This is a genomic window from Vibrio sp. 1F253 (assembly GCF_041439295.1).
Taxonomy (GTDB): Bacteria; Pseudomonadota; Gammaproteobacteria; order Enterobacterales; family Vibrionaceae; genus Vibrio; species Vibrio tasmaniensis_A.
On record NZ_JBGONU010000015.1, the window covers coordinates 24,006 to 40,945 of the forward strand.

The 16,940-nt window shown below is 42.5% G+C and carries 13 protein-coding genes and 1 pseudogene; 7 read left to right on the forward strand and 7 right to left on the reverse strand.

Features of this window, described 5'->3' with window-relative positions; genetic code table 11:
• Positions 1-82: 82 nt before the first annotated feature.
• Positions 83-1,912 carry a hypothetical protein gene (locus ACED28_RS09755; protein WP_371709743.1) on the forward strand — a complete coding sequence of 610 codons (1,830 nt, stop codon included), beginning with the start codon at positions 83-85 and terminating at the stop codon, positions 1,910-1,912.
• Positions 1,913-2,650: 738 nt separating this feature from the next.
• Here the strand turns inward: ACED28_RS09755 and ACED28_RS09760 are convergent.
• The 5 genes and pseudogenes from ACED28_RS09760 to ACED28_RS09780 all read right to left on the reverse strand — a co-directional run.
• On the reverse strand, positions 2,651-3,052 hold the full coding sequence (locus ACED28_RS09760) for a hypothetical protein (RefSeq protein ID WP_371709745.1): 402 nt from the start codon (positions 3,050-3,052) through the stop codon (positions 2,651-2,653).
• Positions 3,045-3,323 (reverse strand): hypothetical protein, encoded by a 279-nt coding sequence (locus ACED28_RS09765; protein WP_371709746.1) that lies wholly within the window; start codon positions 3,321-3,323, stop codon positions 3,045-3,047. The genes ACED28_RS09760 and ACED28_RS09765 overlap by 8 nt, the downstream gene beginning before the upstream one ends.
• Before the next feature lie 4 nt (positions 3,324-3,327).
• Entirely contained in the window at positions 3,328-4,200 is an 873-nt protein-coding gene (locus ACED28_RS09770) for a hypothetical protein (protein ID WP_371709747.1), read from the reverse strand.
• An 89-nt stretch (positions 4,201-4,289) separates the two neighbouring features.
• Complete coding sequence (locus tag ACED28_RS09775; RefSeq protein WP_371709748.1) at positions 4,290-5,948, reverse strand: recombinase family protein; 1,659 nt, start codon at positions 5,946-5,948, stop codon at positions 4,290-4,292.
• Between the two features lie 63 nt (positions 5,949-6,011).
• Positions 6,012-6,209 (reverse strand): annotated as a pseudogene (locus ACED28_RS09780) (magnesium chelatase domain-containing protein); the annotation flags it as partial.
• Positions 6,210-6,680: 471 nt separating this feature from the next.
• Here ACED28_RS09780 and ilvG point away from each other — a divergent pair.
• The 5 genes from ilvG to ilvA are packed head-to-tail and all read left to right on the forward strand — an operon-like array spanning position 6,681 to position 13,016.
• Complete coding sequence (ilvG, locus tag ACED28_RS09785) at positions 6,681-8,327, forward strand: acetolactate synthase 2 catalytic subunit (RefSeq protein ID WP_004735752.1); 1,647 nt, start codon at positions 6,681-6,683, stop codon at positions 8,325-8,327.
• A 1-nt stretch (position 8,328) separates the two neighbouring features.
• Positions 8,329-8,613, forward strand: a complete 285-nt coding sequence (gene ilvM, locus ACED28_RS09790) for an acetolactate synthase 2 small subunit (RefSeq protein ID WP_017077311.1) — start codon at positions 8,329-8,331, stop codon at positions 8,611-8,613.
• A 12-nt stretch (positions 8,614-8,625) separates the two neighbouring features.
• Entirely contained in the window at positions 8,626-9,594 is a 969-nt protein-coding gene (locus ACED28_RS09795; protein ID WP_004735750.1) for a branched-chain amino acid transaminase, read from the forward strand.
• Positions 9,595-9,627: 33 nt separating this feature from the next.
• Positions 9,628-11,469: a dihydroxy-acid dehydratase gene (gene ilvD / locus ACED28_RS09800; RefSeq protein WP_102451419.1), complete on the forward strand. Its 1,842-nt coding sequence runs from the start codon at positions 9,628-9,630 to the stop codon at positions 11,467-11,469.
• A gap of 2 nt (positions 11,470-11,471) precedes the next feature.
• Entirely contained in the window at positions 11,472-13,016 is a 1,545-nt protein-coding gene (ilvA, locus tag ACED28_RS09805; protein WP_017087280.1) for a threonine ammonia-lyase, biosynthetic, read from the forward strand.
• Positions 13,017-13,115: 99 nt separating this feature from the next.
• Here ilvA and punR read toward each other — a convergent pair whose 3' ends face one another.
• A complete protein-coding gene (punR, locus tag ACED28_RS09810; RefSeq protein WP_012605101.1) occupies positions 13,116-14,030 on the reverse strand; it encodes a DNA-binding transcriptional activator PunR in 915 nt (304 codons plus the stop codon).
• Between the two features lie 163 nt (positions 14,031-14,193).
• Here punR and punC point away from each other — a divergent pair, with 163 nt between their 5' ends.
• Positions 14,194-15,405 (forward strand): purine nucleoside transporter PunC, encoded by a 1,212-nt coding sequence (gene punC, locus ACED28_RS09815; RefSeq protein ID WP_371709749.1) that lies wholly within the window; start codon positions 14,194-14,196, stop codon positions 15,403-15,405.
• Between the two features lie 123 nt (positions 15,406-15,528).
• Here the strand turns inward: punC and glmU are convergent, their stop codons facing one another.
• The gene (gene glmU, locus ACED28_RS09820; protein WP_029222948.1) at positions 15,529-16,890 is read right to left on the reverse strand and encodes a bifunctional UDP-N-acetylglucosamine diphosphorylase/glucosamine-1-phosphate N-acetyltransferase GlmU; all 1,362 of its coding nucleotides are present in this window, start codon (positions 16,888-16,890) and stop codon (positions 15,529-15,531) included.
• Positions 16,891-16,940: the final 50 nt, after the last annotated feature.

Below are 16,940 nucleotides of genomic sequence, written 5' to 3' on the forward strand. Positions count from 1 at the left end.
AAGGTGTCGTGAGGTAAATGGAAAACTTTAAAAGTTTTATCAAATAACAAAGGTGCAATAAAATACTACTGGAGAAATAAAAATGAACAAACTAACCCTACTAAATAAAAACAATCGCATACGAATAAAAGAAAATAATCGTTTGAAAAATCTAATCAATCACTTGATTAGAAATTACAAACCTGGAACTAAGCAGTATAAATCTGACTTCTTACCAGAGTTCACAAGAAACAACCTTGTCATTGATTCTGATTTCAATTTTGAGGCTGTTGGTGAGGACTGGCAAGGTTCCACACAGTCAAATGCTTTACTTATTCTCGATGATATTAATAACGAGCTTAAGCTTACTGATAGTGAAGAGCTAAAACGTAGAGAAAAATCAGGGCAAACCCTTGATAGAAAAGAAAAAGACAAGGTATTAAAGTCTATTTCATACTTATCAAAACTTGAATCTTCAAGTAATGAAAAAGAGTTTATCCAGCCAGTAATAGATGCAATGAAAACCGTTAGATCACAGGAAACTAGCAATAAAGATTATTCTATAATTGATAAGTTAGAAATTGAATCCGCACTAAACTTTTACAAAAGTATCGATAAAAACAATAAAGTAAAAAGTCTTTCCGCAAAAAAGAAACATTTAAAAAACATAATAGATAATATTGAAGGAATGAGTTTAGTTAATAACCAACTAGCAAGTGAAATACCCAATTCAATTATGTTAGAAGAACAGCTTTTCAAGATCCCTAAACATAATGGTCAAGGAATTAAAGATGAGCATGCAATCGAAATAATGGTCGAATGGCATAAAAAACATTTCAAAAATTACAAGTTCATTAAAGGTTATTTACATAAAGATGAAAGAACCAATGAGAATAATGAAGTTGATGACCACATTCATTTTCTAAGAAGTGGTAGAAACTCTAAAACCAACAAGTTCGATATTAACGAACATCAACATAAAATTGGTTTGGAGTTAGCAGAAAAAAATGGATTTAAGAATCGTGCGGGTATAAAAATTGACATTTCAAAAATAAAAAGCTTGGAATACTCAAAAACCACAGAGGAAGTTCGCTCTATTGCAGGTGAAGCATTTCAAAAAGATTTTTATAACCACGCAAATAGAATTCTTAAAAAATACAACTATGAATTTCGTTTCGAGAAAAAAGAGCTTAGTAATGAAGAAATACTTTTAAGAAAACAGATTAAAAAAATGGCTGATTTACCAAAATCACAGAGAGGATTCTCTATGATGAACTATTTTATGGAGAGGGCAGAAGAAAATATGAAGGGAGCACTAAATGCTAAAAACGAATATAAAAAAGAAAAAAACAAAGCTAAAGACCTAATTTTAAAAAAAGATAAAATGATTAAAATATGGAAGAAAAAAGCCATAAAGCATGGTAGAAAAGAGTTAGATATAGCCATTAAATCAGCTAGAGAATTGGTATTAAAAGAAGAGAAAGAAGCAGCCAATAAAATTAATGAATATAACGAAATTAAAGAACTTTCAGAGCCTCTACAAAATAAATTAAATGAAGCTAGAAAGTTAAAGATACATAATGATAATTCAGAAACACTTTGGAAAGAAGCCAAAGCTAAAGCAGAAGCTGATCAAAAGATAGCAAAGGAAGAAAGGATTAGAGCAGAAGAGCATACAGCATTAAATGACCAAAGGGATTTGTGGTTTGAAGAAGCTATACAAGATAAACCAAGCCCTACAACTATGACAGAGCTTGTTTTAAAAATTGTTGAGTTATTCAGCCGTGTATTCAAAAACAATTTTGACAAAGGAGAAGAATGGCTAGAGAGGACAAAAATGTTTGAAAAAAAGCTTTTCCCTGATGGATATAACAGTGGCTCTATCGCAGATGAAGTTAGACAAAGAAGAAGAAACAATCTTAAAAACAGGTAATTAACTTTACAAACAAATATAATATGGTAAATATTATTATAGACGTAAAAAAACGCAGTTAGTCGCTACGTTTTTTTAAGATTTAAACTTTAAATGTGTGGAAAGTTAAATCTCTTATAAATATTAAATCATATCATTAATTAAAATCAAGATTAAAAAATAAAAACTTTCCACATATACCCGACAAGGTGTATGTTTTTTATTTTAAAAACATAAAATAATACAGGGACATGTTTAAATACCATTATTTTTTGGATATAAAGACGATGAGATAATGGCGTCAACCGCTAGAAGGGGACTTGAGAGCGGTAGCCTAAGAAGGGCTTTGCTGATATAAAATTAGAGGTTTACTTGTTTGACCTGATAACCGAGATTATCTCAACGTAAAAAACAGTTCCATATCAACAAAGTGGAGAAAGGGGTTCAAGGTGGTCGTAAATAACCACATTATAGCTTTCTCAGCCAACATATTTTACGGTAGTGTTGGTCTGCAAATATGCTTAATTAGCATATGCAGTAAACCAGAATATAGCACTCTGTGCTAGGATTTCTGGTTGCTGCTAATCACGCCTACGGCTTAAACGCTTCGCTACTTCCTGATAGGCTAACGCCTTAGCGCAAGCGCTTACACTGCATCTGGCAGCAAACAGACTTAAGGTGTACTAAGTATCAATGAAGAGTATGTACTAGAGGTTTTAGTTTTGAATCGACTCACCTAAGAGTTTCTAGAAAAGAAAGTTAAGAAGAGGCTTGTTCAGGTTTTATAAGGTTCGGATTCGAGCTTATTTCACTACGTGCAACTACGAGTTTGATATGTTGCTTCATCAAAATATCTATCTCTTCTTGTGGATACCCCAACTTTTTCGCTGCAACAATACTTTTATTTAATTTCTTAATATCGCCATCAAATCGACGAATAACTTTAAGTTCTTCAAGAGATCTGACTCCAATAGCGGTAAAAGCATATTCCAACAACCAAAAAAGTGCACCAACTACAACAGGCACAGCAGTAGATACAAATACTGCGTTCTCAGGATTACCCCAAGCGTTATACATAGCAATAAATGCAGTTGAAGCGCCACCAATAGACAGACCTGGAGACAAAGCTTTGCTTGAGGTGTTCTTAGGCTGCTCAGTCATTTGTATTGACCTTCACAACGGAATGCTCTTCTATGTGTCCCGTAGCCTTCAGAATTACATCAGCTATTTCATCGGTATTATCAAGCTTTATAATTCTTGTCGTTGAACGGTGGTTATCTCCTTCAACAGTAAGCTTTATAGTGGTGGTGGGAACAATATAAAGAGCTATAGCACGACCCAATAAACGACAGATACGAGCAATCCACGGAAGAGACATGAAAATCCCTACCGTCAGAAATAAGCTCATAATTGTGTCGTGCTCTAAATTCATAGTATTAACCTAGTTGACGAATCACTTCTTCAATAGTGTAACGTGTATTCATAGAACCATCAGGCTTTGTTGTCTTAACTGTTTTCATCATCACTAAACAAGGCTTAGTTTTTGAAAACTCTTCATAACCTTGATTGATTCGGTTGATAAAGGCTTCATGATTCATACGAACTGATTCAATTTCACCATTCGGCAATTTAAACTTCCAACCTGTAGCGGCCTCGAAGTTTACCTGAGAAAAGTGAATTGTCATCTGCTTTGTATCTTCTTCCACTTGCTCAAGAGTTTTTTGAGGTAGCTTTTTGAAAGCTGCCGCATCTTCACTAACTACAACTTTTAACTCTTCACCATTTTCATTTTTGATGATTAGTTTTGCATCGTCCTTGTTCTCAATTGGCGTTGTGAATACTGTTTCTATATCCTTGCGAACATCTTTATCCAACAGTATTTTGGCAACATCAGGTTCAAGCTCATGGTCTTCACCATCTTTGGTTTTAAGGATTACCTTGCCGTCACGTCTCAAGCTACCAACGATTTTTCGACCTTTTAACGCTTCCATTGCACCAAAAACTGTATTAGCACCGCCAACACCAACTGCAGATGAAATACCTAAAACTTGCAACACATCGGCTCCACCATTGTTTAGCCATGTTACAAATTCAACCATAAACGAACCTTCTTGATGCGCTCGAACCTGAACCTGTAGATCCGAATGCTCACCATTAAGAAGCTTGTTTGCGCTTTTGATCGCACTCGACATACTTAAAATCGAATGTCCAAGAGTCTCAGCATCAATTGTATGGTTGGCTGTTTCTTCCATGTCATACGACAGTTTAAATACTTGTTTACTTGGCTCATTGTTACTAGATGCCATCATTTAACCCTTGTCATTAATTTTTCTTATATGATAAACAGATACCCCTTTTTTTCACAATGTTTTAGACACTTACAATCGAAAAAGCTCGTTTACTTCTCCATTTTTGATTGTAGATTGTAGAAATTAAAAGAACGCACTAGCTCTAAGAAAGCTCCATCCAACACACCTTTTTCGTGTTTTCTCAATACCTGTTTTTTTATCTCTTCAAACTGAAAGTAAGCTTGCGGAACATTGGGATATTCGTTTGGCTTTTCCATGATATGGACTGTGCCAGAATGTCCTATCGCAACAATTGAATTATGTTTATTCGAAATAATGAAACCTGCGTAAGTTTCACGGATATACCTTTTAGCCTTTTCAACAAGAACAGGATCATTCTTATCAAAATGAGTGATTTTATTGCTATTAGTGAAGAACATTAAATCTTGTTTCGTTTTAGCTAACTCCAACTCAAGGTTTTCAACCCTGCCTTCAAGCTTTGACGTTGTTTTTGCGTGTGCAATAAACGATATTTCGTCACAATCTAGCAACGCATCGAGTTCCTTTCGTTCCTGATTTAACTTTCTCAACTCTTCCTGTATAGATTTTTGAGAGCATTTAAGGTTTCGAGCATAAGTTGATTCATCTTTCGTTGTATCGTCATCGATACCACCAAACAAATTATTTAACTGCACTAAATCATCAAATCTAATTGTTTTTGATGTGCATGAGTGGTTTCGCCTGCCAGCACACTTTAATAGATGATATTTGTATTTTTTGGTTTTTGTAGTTTGTTCATCCGTTTCAAAATAGTATTTGCTGCCACAATCAGCGCAAAACAACCTACCTACGAAAATGTTAATAGACCGCCTACCACTAGCTTTAGTTACTTTCCTAGTGTTCTTCATAGATTTGACTAAGTCCCAATCATCCATTGAGATTACGGCAGGGTAATAACCTTCAAACACTTGTCCTGTTTTATTGATCTTCAAGCGTCCAATTGCACACTCGTTAGATAATAAATGGGATACCTTGCCCGAACTCCAAGAATTTGTGTAATTCCGATGCCTCTTCCTAGCTATTTGTTTCGTCCCGTCATCATTTAGCTTCTTTGCGATTTGCCCCATAGAAATACCTTCTATATATAGGCGGTAAACTAATCGCACAATTTCAGCCTTATCATTTAATACGAAATTAGTGCTTTCCTTCGTTCCATTGTTATCTATCCACCCCGGCAGCATAGAAGCAAACGAAACGTTTTCACCATTGGAAAGCCTCTCTAATCGACTTTTGAACACCGCATTGACTCGTTGAGACTTCTTTTCACTCTCTAAATTTGACTGCTCCATAATTAACAAAGACGAAATAATTTCGATCATGCTATTTAAAGAGTTTTTGGTGAAAATCTTTTCGTCCATCAGAGTAATGATATTGACGTTCGAGCTTAGAATTTTTCGAAAAAGAGAATATGCGTCATCAACTCTTTGACGACTCAGCCTATCCATTTGCTCAATACAAAGATAAGAACTCCCATCTTGAGGGATAGAACCGTTCTCAATTGCTTCAAGAAACAACCCTAGCGATCCGCTTTCAAGGTGCTTGCCACTCCAAGCGCTCACACCTAAATCTCGAAAGTTAAAATTGTCATTTACTTCAAATCCATTTAAACCCGCATAGTCATACACACGTTGAAGTTGTCGCTTATATGAATGTCCAGAGGCTTGCTTTGCACTCGAAAAGCGCACGTATGGGTAGATAACCTTTTGCATTTTAGTTCCTTCTCCACTTTATACTCACAAAGTATCAAATGCAGTGTAAACCATCCATAGTGTTGTGATTCTTTTCGATGGAAATTCAAAGCGAGAATTGATGATGGCACTCCTTACTCGATCTTTAGATTCCTTAACCGTCGTTTCAGGTAGACCCACCAGCGTAAAACCGGGCATTCCGTTGCTAATATGCACTTCCACAGTCACTTCTGGTGCCTCTACACCCACACTAGCTCGGCTATGAATTATTGCGAGTCCCATAACTTTCCTTTGTCTTTGATTTAAAAGTATTCACTCTGGATATTCATTGCTCACCAAAGCGATAAGGTTGTTATATAGCGTGGTGGAATGGTGTTTTAATGTGAAAAAAGAATGACATTTTCCTTGTCATGCAGCAGATTTGTGTGATAACACTAGAGATGTAGACATTTACTTAAGAAAATAAACGAGAAAACTCGAACTTTATGACATTTAACGCTCGCATTTACGCACTGATTAACCTGATTATCGTAGTCATTATTGAGACTGCGCGGGGGCGAGTGGGAAAAAAGTAACCACGAATTAGAAAAAACCCCCGCACTGAAAAGTCCGGGGGTTTTTTCTAATTTAGACATTCGATTTTATATTTTGAAACATTTTCGGCTTTGCCGATTTACAGGAAGAATGGGAGCACAAGATGTGCAGAGACAATGGAAACAATTACCAAAACAAAGGTAATACGGAGGAATTACGATGAAAGGCGCAGAACTGGTCGTATCCGCACTCAAGCAACAAGGCATTGAGACCGTATTTGGTTACCCTGGCGGTGCCATCATGCCAATCTACGATGCACTCTATGACGGCGGGGTTGAACATATCCTATGTCGCCATGAGCAAGGCGCTGCAATGGCCGCTATCGGTATGGCTCGAGCAACGCAAGACGTCGCTGTTTGTATGGCAACCTCAGGCCCGGGTGCAACTAACCTAGTCACAGGTCTTGCTGATGCTTTTATGGATTCCATCCCACTCGTCGCTATCACAGGTCAAGTTGCTAGCTCCCACATCGGTACCGATGCATTCCAAGAAATGGATGTGATTGGTATGTCTCTGTCATGTACTAAACACAGCTACCTCGTTACCGATATTGAAGATCTTGCGCCGACATTGGCTGAAGCATTTATCGTTGCAAAAGCAGGGCGTCCCGGTCCGGTTATTGTCGATATAGCTAAAGACGTTCAATTAGCAGAGTCCCCTGTAAAAATTCTTCCTGAATTTACACCACCAGCTATTCCTGTTGTGACAACAGATGCCATTGAGCAAGCTCAGTACTTCTTATCTCAAGCGACTCGTCCTGTTTTATACGTAGGTGGTGGCGTTCAACTGGCGAAAGCAACCGATGCAGTTCGTGAGTTTTTACGTCTAAATCCAATGCCTGCAGTAAGCACTCTAAAAGGCTTAGGCACCATTGAACGTGACGACCCACACTACCTTGGCATGCTGGGCATGCACGGCACTAAAGCCGCTAACCTAGTGGTTCAAGAAAGTGACCTGTTGATTGTTGTTGGCGCTCGTTTTGATGACCGAGTAACAGGCAAGCTTGATACTTTTGCTCCTCACGCAAAAGTTATCCATATCGATATCGATGCGGCAGAGTTCAGTAAACTGCGCCTTGCTGATGCGCCAATTCGCGGTGACATCAACAAGATTCTGCCTCAACTAGAACTGAGCCAAGACATCTCATCTTGGGTTCACCACTCAGAAGGCCTTCGTAGCTCATTCAAGTGGCGCTACGACCACCCAGGTGATCTGATCTTTGCTCCACTACTGCTAAAGCAGTTATCAGACATGATGCCAGCGAGCTCTATCATTTCGACGGATGTTGGCCAACATCAGATGTGGGCCGCTCAGCACATTCAGCCTCGCGATCCTCAAAACTTCATAACCTCAGCCGGTCTAGGCACTATGGGCTTTGGTTTACCAGCCGCGATGGGTGCATCGGTTGGCCGTCCTGATGACCAATCGATTCTTATCTCTGGTGATGGTTCATTCATGATGAACATACAAGAGCTTGGCACGCTAAAGCGTCGTCAGATCCCAGTGAAGATGGTGCTTCTGAATAACTCTCGCTTGGGCATGGTTCGCCAATGGCAATCTCTGTTCTTTGATGGCCGACACAGTGAAACCATCTTGGATGACAACCCTGATTTCGTCATGCTCGCGAAAGCATTTGATATCCCGGGCAAAACCATCACTCGTAAAGAAGAAGTAGAGCCAGCATTGAAAGAGATGCTAGAAAGCAAAACTGCTTACCTACTTCATGTTCTTATCGATGAAGAAGAAAACGTATGGCCACTAGTACCGCCAGGTGCTTCAAACAGTGAGATGTTGGAGAACACATAACATGAAAAGATACCTATTAGACATCAAAGCCGATGATAAGCCAGTACTACTAGAGCGTGTTCTTCGTGTTATCCGTCACCGTGGCTTCATTGTTAAGCAAGTTGCGGGCACTCAAAACCACGAAAGCAAAGTGGCGAGTGTAGAGATCATTGTCGACAGTGACCGTCCGATCTCTTTTTTGGTGAATCAAATCGAAAAGCTGTGGGATGTACGTTCCGTTGACGTTATCTCTATCAGTCGTAATGAATTGCCAAACAACAACTTACAGCAAAAGATAAACGCATAAGGAACCGCAAACATGACAGCTAAAACAGCAGACTATATTTGGTTTAACGGTGAAATGGTTCCTTGGGCAGAGGCGAACGTTCACGTCCTGACTCACGCAATGCACTACGGTACTTCTGTGTTTGAAGGCGTTCGTTGTTACAACACGCCAAAAGGGCCGGTAATCTTCCGTCACCCAGAGCATGCAAGACGCCTAAAAGACTCAGCGAAAATCTACCGCTTCCCTATTCCTTTTACTGAGGAAGAAATTATGGAAGCGACTCGCGAAACGCTACGCCAAAATAAGCTACAGTCTGCGTACATACGCCCACTGGGCTTTGTCGGTAACGTTGGTTTGGGTGTCTGCCCGCCAGAAAATACTGAGATGGATCTGATCATCGCTGCGTTCCCTTGGGGTTCTTACCTAGGTGAAGAAGCGCTAGAGAATGGTGTAGATGCGATGATTTCAAGCTGGAATCGTGCCGCGCCAAATACTATCCCTACCGCTGCGAAAGCTGGTGGTAACTACCTATCTTCATTACTGGTTGGTGGTGAAGCTCGTCGTCATGGTTACGATGAAGGTATCGCACTGAGCGTCGATGGTTACCTTTCAGAAGGTGCTGGCGAGAACATCTTTGTGATTCGTAATGGTGTGTTATCAACGCCACCAGCAACCAGCGCGATTCTACCGGGCATCACCCGTGATTCAATCATGACACTAGCAAAAGACATGGGTTACGAAATCCGTGAAGAGAACATTGCTCGTGAAGCGCTATACCTTGCCGATGAAGTATTCATGACAGGCACAGCTGCAGAGATCGTTCCGGTTCGCAGTGTAGACAAAATTACAGTAGGTGAAGGCAAACGCGGTCCTATCACTGAAAAAGTTCAAGCAGCTTACTTTGGTTTATTCAATGGAACCACTGAAGATAAATGGGGCTGGTTAGACTACGTTTATCCAGCAGACCATGCGTCAGAAAGCCAAACACAAACAAATAAGTAAGCAACAGCCAAATATTTTATAAGGATTTAAACAATGCCAATCTATCGTTCAGCAACGACAACCCACGGACGCAACATGGCTGGTGCGCGCGCTTTATGGCGTGCAACTGGCGTTAAAGATGATGACTTCGGTAAGCCGATCATCGCGGTTGTAAACTCTTTCACTCAATTTGTTCCAGGCCACGTTCACCTTAAAGATATGGGTCAGCTGGTTGCGGGTGAAATCGAGAAAGCGGGTGGTATCGCAAAAGAATTCAACACCATCGCAGTCGATGATGGTATCGCAATGGGCCACGGCGGCATGCTGTACTCACTGCCATCACGTGAGCTTATTGCAGACTCAGTAGAATACATGGTCAATGCACACTGTGCGGATGCAATGGTGTGTATCTCTAACTGTGACAAAATCACTCCGGGAATGATGATGGCAGCAATGCGCCTTAACATCCCAGTGATCTTTGTATCAGGCGGCCCAATGGAAGCAGGTAAAACCAAGCTTTCAGATCAAATCATCAAGCTCGACCTTGTTGATGCGATGATTCAAGGTGCCGATCCAACGATTTCAGACGAGCAAAGTGAGCAAGTAGAACGTTCTGCATGTCCAACCTGTGGTTCATGTTCAGGTATGTTCACAGCAAACTCAATGAACTGTCTAACAGAAGCTCTAGGTCTATCTCAACCGGGTAACGGTTCTATGCTGGCGACGCACGCAGACCGTGAAGAGCTATTCATCAACGCCGGTAAACGCATCGTTGATCTAACTAAGCGTTACTACGAGCAAGATGACGAGTCAGCACTGCCTCGCAACATCGCAAATCGCGCTGCCTTTGATAATGCTATGGCGCTTGATATCGCAATGGGTGGCTCAAGTAACACAGTACTTCACCTTTTAGCAGCCGCTCAAGAAGGTGACATTGATTTTGATATGGATGATATCGATGAGATGTCTCGTCGCGTTCCGCACCTTTGTAAGGTTGCTCCTTCAACACCGAAATACCACATGGAAGACGTTCACCGTGCTGGTGGTGTAATGGCGATTCTAGGTGAGCTTGATCGTGCTGGCCTACTGAATAATCAAACTCGCACCGTACTTGGCCTAAGCATGCAAGAGCAGCTCGCTCAATACGACATCATGCAAACAGAAGACGAAGCCGTGCTTAAGTTCTTCCGTGCAGGTCCTGCAGGCATCCGTACCACCAAAGCTTTCTCACAAGATTGCCGTTGGGATCGTCTAGATGACGACCGCAAAGAAGGTTGTATTCGTACCAAAGAAAACGCATTCAGCCAAGAAGGTGGCCTAGCGGTACTTTCAGGTAACATCGCCGTTGATGGTTGTATCGTTAAGACCGCGGGTGTTGATGAAGAAAACCTTAAATTCCAAGGTCCTGCAATCGTATTCGAAAGCCAAGATACGGCAGTAGAAGGCATCTTAGCGGGTAAAGTAAAAGCAGGCGAAGTGGTTGTCATTCGTTACGAAGGTCCTAAAGGCGGCCCGGGTATGCAAGAAATGCTCTACCCAACGACTTACCTAAAATCTATGGGTCTAGGCAAGTCTTGTGCTCTTCTAACCGATGGTCGTTTCTCTGGTGGTACATCAGGTCTTTCTATCGGTCACGCTTCTCCAGAAGCAGCAAGCGGCGGCGTAATTGGTCTAGTGAACACAGGCGATATCATCACTATCGATATCCCTAACCGCTCAATCACGCTTGATGTGGCTGAAGATGAACTAGCAGCACGTCGTGAAAAACAAAATGCATTAGGCTGGAAACCAGAAAACCGTCAACGTGAAGTGTCTTTCGCACTGAAAGCTTACGCAAGTATGGCGACTAGTGCCGACAAAGGCGCTGTGCGTGATAAGTCTAAGCTTGAGGGCTAACTATGAGTGATGACACCTCCAGTCCCAAAAAACAAAGTGGCGCAGATTATCTGCGCCAGATCCTGAGAGCGCCGGTTTACGAAGCGGCAATCGTGACACCTCTGCAAGATATGCCACGCTTAAGCGCTCGTATCGGTAATCAGGTTCAGCTAAAACGAGAAGACCGTCAGCCGGTACACTCGTTTAAGCTGCGCGGTGCTTACAACATGGTTTCAAGCCTTTCGGAACAACAGAAAGCAGCCGGTGTGATCGCAGCATCCGCAGGGAATCACGCACAAGGTATGGCGTTATCTGGCTCTAAGTTAGGTATTCAAACCACAATCGTGATGCCAAAAACGACACCGGATATCAAGGTCGATGCAGTACGCGGATTTGGCGGTAAAGTCGTTTTACACGGCAGTAATTTCGATGAAGCGAAAGCGGAAGCGGAACGTCTGTCGGCTGAACATGGCTTCACCTTTGTTCCTCCTTTCGATCACCCACTCGTGATTGCAGGGCAAGGCACTATGGGCATGGAGATGCTGCAGCAAAACGGCCACATGGATTATATCTTTGTGCCGGTTGGTGGTGGTGGCTTAGCCGCTGGTGTTGCAGTGCTTATCAAACAACTGATGCCAGAGATTAAAGTGATTGCGGTAGAGCCTGAAGACTCGGCTTGCTTGAAAGCAGCACTGGATGCGGGTGAACCTGTGGTACTGGATCAGGTCAGCATGTTTGCTGATGGTGTTGCGGTTAAACGCATAGGTGAAGAAACCTTCCGTCTTTGCCAACAGTACATTGATGGTCATATTACCGTATCTAGCGATGAAATCTGCTCTGCGGTAAAGGACATCTTTGAAGACACCCGTGCGATTGCTGAGCCTTCAGGAGCGCTTGCTCTGGCAGGCCTTAAGAAGTTTGCAGAACAAAACCAACTGCAAAATAAGCAACTAGCAACGGTACTTTCTGGTGCGAACACCAACTTCCACGGTCTGCGTTATGTCTCTGAGCGTTGTGAATTGGGTGAGAAGCGAGAAGGTCTACTTGCGGTGACTATTCCAGAACGACAAGGTGCGTTCCTAGAGTTCTGTAACATTATTGGTGGTCGAGCGGTGACTGAGTTTAACTACCGCCACAACGACGAAAGCCTCGCGAATATCTTCGTTGGTGTACGTCTACAAGGTGGACAAGAAGAACTCGAACACATCATCAATGACTTACGTGAGGGTGACTACGCGGTTGTCGACTTGTCTGATGACGAGATGGCAAAACTTCATATTCGTTACATGATTGGCGGCAAACCATCGAAACCATTGAAAGAGCGTCTGTACAGCTTTGAGTTCCCTGAATACCCAGGAGCATTGATTAAATTCCTTGATACCTTAGGGACTCACTGGAATATCAGCTTGTTCAACTATCGTAACCATGGTGCTGACTACGGTCGTGTGCTGTGTGGTTTTGAGCTGGGTGATGACGATTTGGCTCAGTTCTCTACGCATTTAGAAGAACTCGGCTACCAATGCAAAGATGAAACCGATAACCCTTCCTACAAGTTCTTCTTGTCTTAAGAGTTAACGACCGAATCAAAAAAGAGCGAGTATTTACTCGCTCTTTTTATGGTGCTGATTCAGTTCAAGCTTGAAAAGGATCTTCTTGTAAATAGATCATTAGATCGCCTTGCGATGATCCAACCAATCTTGGTGAAGTTGCTCACTCGATCCTAGGTACTTCACCATCCATTCGATCAATTTATGGTTATCGTCTTTTCGCCATACCAAACAACAATGACTCTGCGGGCTTGGCTCGGGCAATATTTTTTCTACCAGCAAACCTTGCTCAATAATAGGTGCGGCGATATGCCTTGGCATGTAACCCACCCCAACACCATTTTTAAGACACTCTATTGCGCTGTACCAGTTAGGTAATAGAAGACGTCTCTGACTTGCATAATGGCCAGTGTGACGCTTAGGCAGCACACTAGAGGTATCATCTAAACAGATCGCTGGGTATTGACTGACAAAGGCTTCATTAAGGTTTTGCTCTCGCACACAAGGATGACTGGGTGACATGACAAATGCCCAATCTAACCGCCCCATATCTTTAACTTCAAAGTCACCACCAACCGGAATCGCCGAGGTTGCACCAATCACGACATCCGCCCTGCCCTGTGCAATGGCTTCCCAAGAGCCGTTAAACACTTCCATGTTAATCTGCAGTTCAGCGAACTCAAAGGTTTGATAAAACTCTTCAATCATCGGCTTCATCTTGTCGAGCTTAACCACGTTATCAAGCGTTAAGCGCAAGGTTTTCTTCCAACCACGCGCAGCTCGGCGAGTCTGGGCACTGAGTTCTTCCATCTGTCTCAGCAGTTGACGAGCCTCTTCAATAAACAACTCACCTGCAGGTGTCAGCTCTACTTTTCTTGGTAACCGTCTGAAAAGTAGAACATCAAGCTCTTGCTCTACCTGCCTAACCCCATAGCTGATCGCTGAGGGCACTTTGTGCAATTGTTCTGCCGCCGCAGTAAAACTGCCTAAGCGAGCAACAGTATCGAGCATTTCTAAAGAGGATTTAGAGAACATAAGCCTTCAAATTTTTTGATTGATAACCACATATTTTAGCGTTTTATTTTATCAGGTCTGAAAAATAGAATGTCAGCACAAATAAACAGGGGCTTTCACTTCTGTATATCAAACAATTTTTTTGATGATAAAAACATCACTACCTTTAGCTTAATGGCATCTTATGAATATTTCTAAATTTCAATTGGTCTACCTTGCAGTACTTTCAATGCTTGGCTTTATTGCGACCGATATGTACCTTCCTGCATTTAAGGCAATGGAAGTTGATTTCGCAACCGGTCCAGAGCAGATTGCTCTGTCTCTAACTGTATTCCTTGGCGGTATGGCAATGGGTCAGCTTCTTTGGGGTCTGGCAAGTGACAAGTATGGTCACCGCAACACACTAGCGGTTGGTCTTGTTATCTTTACGGCAGCGTCATTCGGCTTGGCATTCAGCACCGAGGTATGGCACCTACTAACACTACGCTTCATTCAAGCTATCGGTGTGTGTGCGCCTGCGGTAATCTGGCAAGCAATGGTTATCAAGCGTTACTCGCAAAGCAGTAGCCAGCAAATTTTTGCTACTATCATGCCTCTAGTAGCGCTATCTCCAGCACTAGCACCTCAACTGGGTGTGTTGCTAGCAAACAGCTTTGGCTGGCACAGTATCTTCATTACATTGACTTTGATGGGCGCACTACTAATTGCAACAACAATGGCTCAACCAAAAGAAGCGCCTGAAGTAAAGCAGACATCGATTAAGACAGACATCAAGATGTTGATAAAATCAAAGCCTTACATGGGTAATGTTTTAATGTTTGCTTCGGCATCTGCAGCGTTCTTCGCTTACCTAACGGGTATGCCAGAGATAATGGCTCAGCTAGGTTATGAAGCAAAAGACATCGGCTTGAGCTTTATCCCACAGACAATCGCGTTCATGGCGGGTGGTTATTTCGGTAAGCAAGCGGTGAAGAAATATGGTGATGGCGTTGTACTAAGAAATCTTATCGGTTTGTTCAGCGTTGCAGTGATGCTTATCTTCATTGCATCACAGTGGGAACTGACGTCAATCTGGCCTCTGCTTGCGCCTTTCTGTTTGATTGCAGTAGCAAACGGTGCACTTTACCCAATAGTAGTAAACCGTGCTCTATCAAGTGCTAAGCAAAGCCCAGCAACAGCTGCTGGCCTACAAAACAGCCTGCAAATCAGTATCAGTGGCCTATCAAGTGCATTGGTCGCGGCAATGGCTAGCCAAGCACTAAGCGCAACGGGTATCGCGGTTGTGATTTGTTTGGGTGCATTGTGGGTTGGCTATATTGTTTCAAACAAAGAGCTTTCTGAACACTTCGCGACACCAGACAACTCTCGAGTGGTCGCTGACGAGAAACAAGACTAGTTTCTAGGTTAAAGAAAACAAAAAAGAGCGAGATTAATCGCTCTTTTTTTATATCTAGATATCTAAGAAAAACTAATAGCAGTGCTATTAGCTCTATCGCAGTCATCTGATTTATAGTTGAGACTACTTTTTCTTAGTCGGACGCTGCCAGTTGGCAATCTTGCGCTCTTTCGCACGGCTGATAACTAGCTCATTTTCAGAAACATCGCGCGTTACTGTAGAGCCCGCACCGACAGTTGCGCCGTTGCCAATAGTAACAGGTGCGATTAATTGGCTGTCTGAGCCAACAAATACGTCATCGCCAATGATGGTCTTAAACTTGTTCGCGCCATCGTAGTTACAAGTGATAGCACCCGCACCCACATTTACACGTTGACCGATCTCAGCATCACCTAGGTAAGTAAGGTGATTCGCTTTAGAACCCTCACCAAGACGAGTGTTCTTCACTTCAACAAAGTTACCTACATGCGAATTGTTACGCATGTCAGCTCCAGGACGTAAGCGAGTGAAAGGACCAACCGTACAGTCTTCACCAATTGTCGCACCTTCGATTACGCTGTATGGGCGAACGATAGTGTTGTCATCAATCTCACAGTCTTTAAGTACACAACCAGTGCCGATAACCACATTGTCGCCAATGCTTACACTGCCTTCGATGATAACGTTAGTATCAATCTCAACATCCATACCACATTGAAGCTCACCACGTAGGTCAAAGCGGCTTGGGTCACGTAACATTACGCCTTGCTTTAATAACTTGTCTGCTTGTTCAGCTTGGTAAGCGCGCTCTAGACGAGCCAGTTGTGAGCGGTCGTTCACGCCTTCAACTTCAATTGGGCTTACTGGATGTACAGCCTCAACCGCACGACCTTCATCGTGAGCCGCTGCAATAACGTCAGTCAGGTAGTATTCACCTTGTGCGTTATCGTTGCTTAAGCCAGACAACCAACGCTTCAGATCTCCACCAGTAGCAACCATAACGCCAGTATTAATCTCTTTGATAAGCTTCTGCTCATCGGTTGCATCTTTTTGCTCAACGATAGCGACAACCGGGCCATTGCGACGAATGATACGACCGTAGCCCATCGGGTTATCTAGAACGACAGTAAGTAGTGCGATACCACCGTTTGGTTGAGCGTCTAATAGGTTTTCAATGGTTTCAGGAGAGATTAGTGGAACATCACCGTATAGCACCAATACTTTTTCATCATCAGCAAAATGTGCAGATGCTTGATCTACAGCGTGACCAGTACCTAGCTGCTCAGCTTGCAGTGCCCAATTTACAGATTCTTCAGCTAGAGTAGCCTTCATCTGATCACCACCGTGGCCGTAAACCAGGTTGATATTTTGAGCGCCTAAACCATTACATGTATCGATAACATGCTTCACCATTGGCTTACCCGCAAGCGTGTGCAGAACCTTTGGTGTGTTTGAATACATGCGAGTGCCTTTGCCCGCCGCGAGAATCACTGCGCTAAACTTCATTGTAAACCTATCCAACAGTATTTTTATTAAGCCGATATTGTAACCGTTTT

Coding starts and splice junctions, on each gene's coding strand:
- ACED28_RS09755 (WP_371709743.1), top strand. CDS start 83: ATGAACAAACTAACCCTACTAAATAAAAACAATCGCATACGAATAAAA.
- ACED28_RS09760 (WP_371709745.1), bottom strand. CDS start 3,052: ATGACTGAGCAGCCTAAGAACACCTCAAGCAAAGCTTTGTCTCCAGGT.
- ACED28_RS09765 (WP_371709746.1), bottom strand. CDS start 3,323: ATGAATTTAGAGCACGACACAATTATGAGCTTATTTCTGACGGTAGGG.
- ACED28_RS09770 (WP_371709747.1), bottom strand. CDS start 4,200: ATGATGGCATCTAGTAACAATGAGCCAAGTAAACAAGTATTTAAACTG.
- ACED28_RS09775 (WP_371709748.1), bottom strand. CDS start 5,948: ATGCAAAAGGTTATCTACCCATACGTGCGCTTTTCGAGTGCAAAGCAA.
- ilvG (WP_004735752.1), top strand. CDS start 6,681: ATGAAAGGCGCAGAACTGGTCGTATCCGCACTCAAGCAACAAGGCATT.
- ilvM (WP_017077311.1), top strand. CDS start 8,329: ATGAAAAGATACCTATTAGACATCAAAGCCGATGATAAGCCAGTACTA.
- ACED28_RS09795 (WP_004735750.1), top strand. CDS start 8,626: ATGACAGCTAAAACAGCAGACTATATTTGGTTTAACGGTGAAATGGTT.
- ilvD (WP_102451419.1), top strand. CDS start 9,628: ATGCCAATCTATCGTTCAGCAACGACAACCCACGGACGCAACATGGCT.
- ilvA (WP_017087280.1), top strand. CDS start 11,472: ATGAGTGATGACACCTCCAGTCCCAAAAAACAAAGTGGCGCAGATTAT.
- punR (WP_012605101.1), bottom strand. CDS start 14,030: ATGTTCTCTAAATCCTCTTTAGAAATGCTCGATACTGTTGCTCGCTTA.
- punC (WP_371709749.1), top strand. CDS start 14,194: ATGAATATTTCTAAATTTCAATTGGTCTACCTTGCAGTACTTTCAATG.
- glmU (WP_029222948.1), bottom strand. CDS start 16,890: ATGAAGTTTAGCGCAGTGATTCTCGCGGCGGGCAAAGGCACTCGCATG.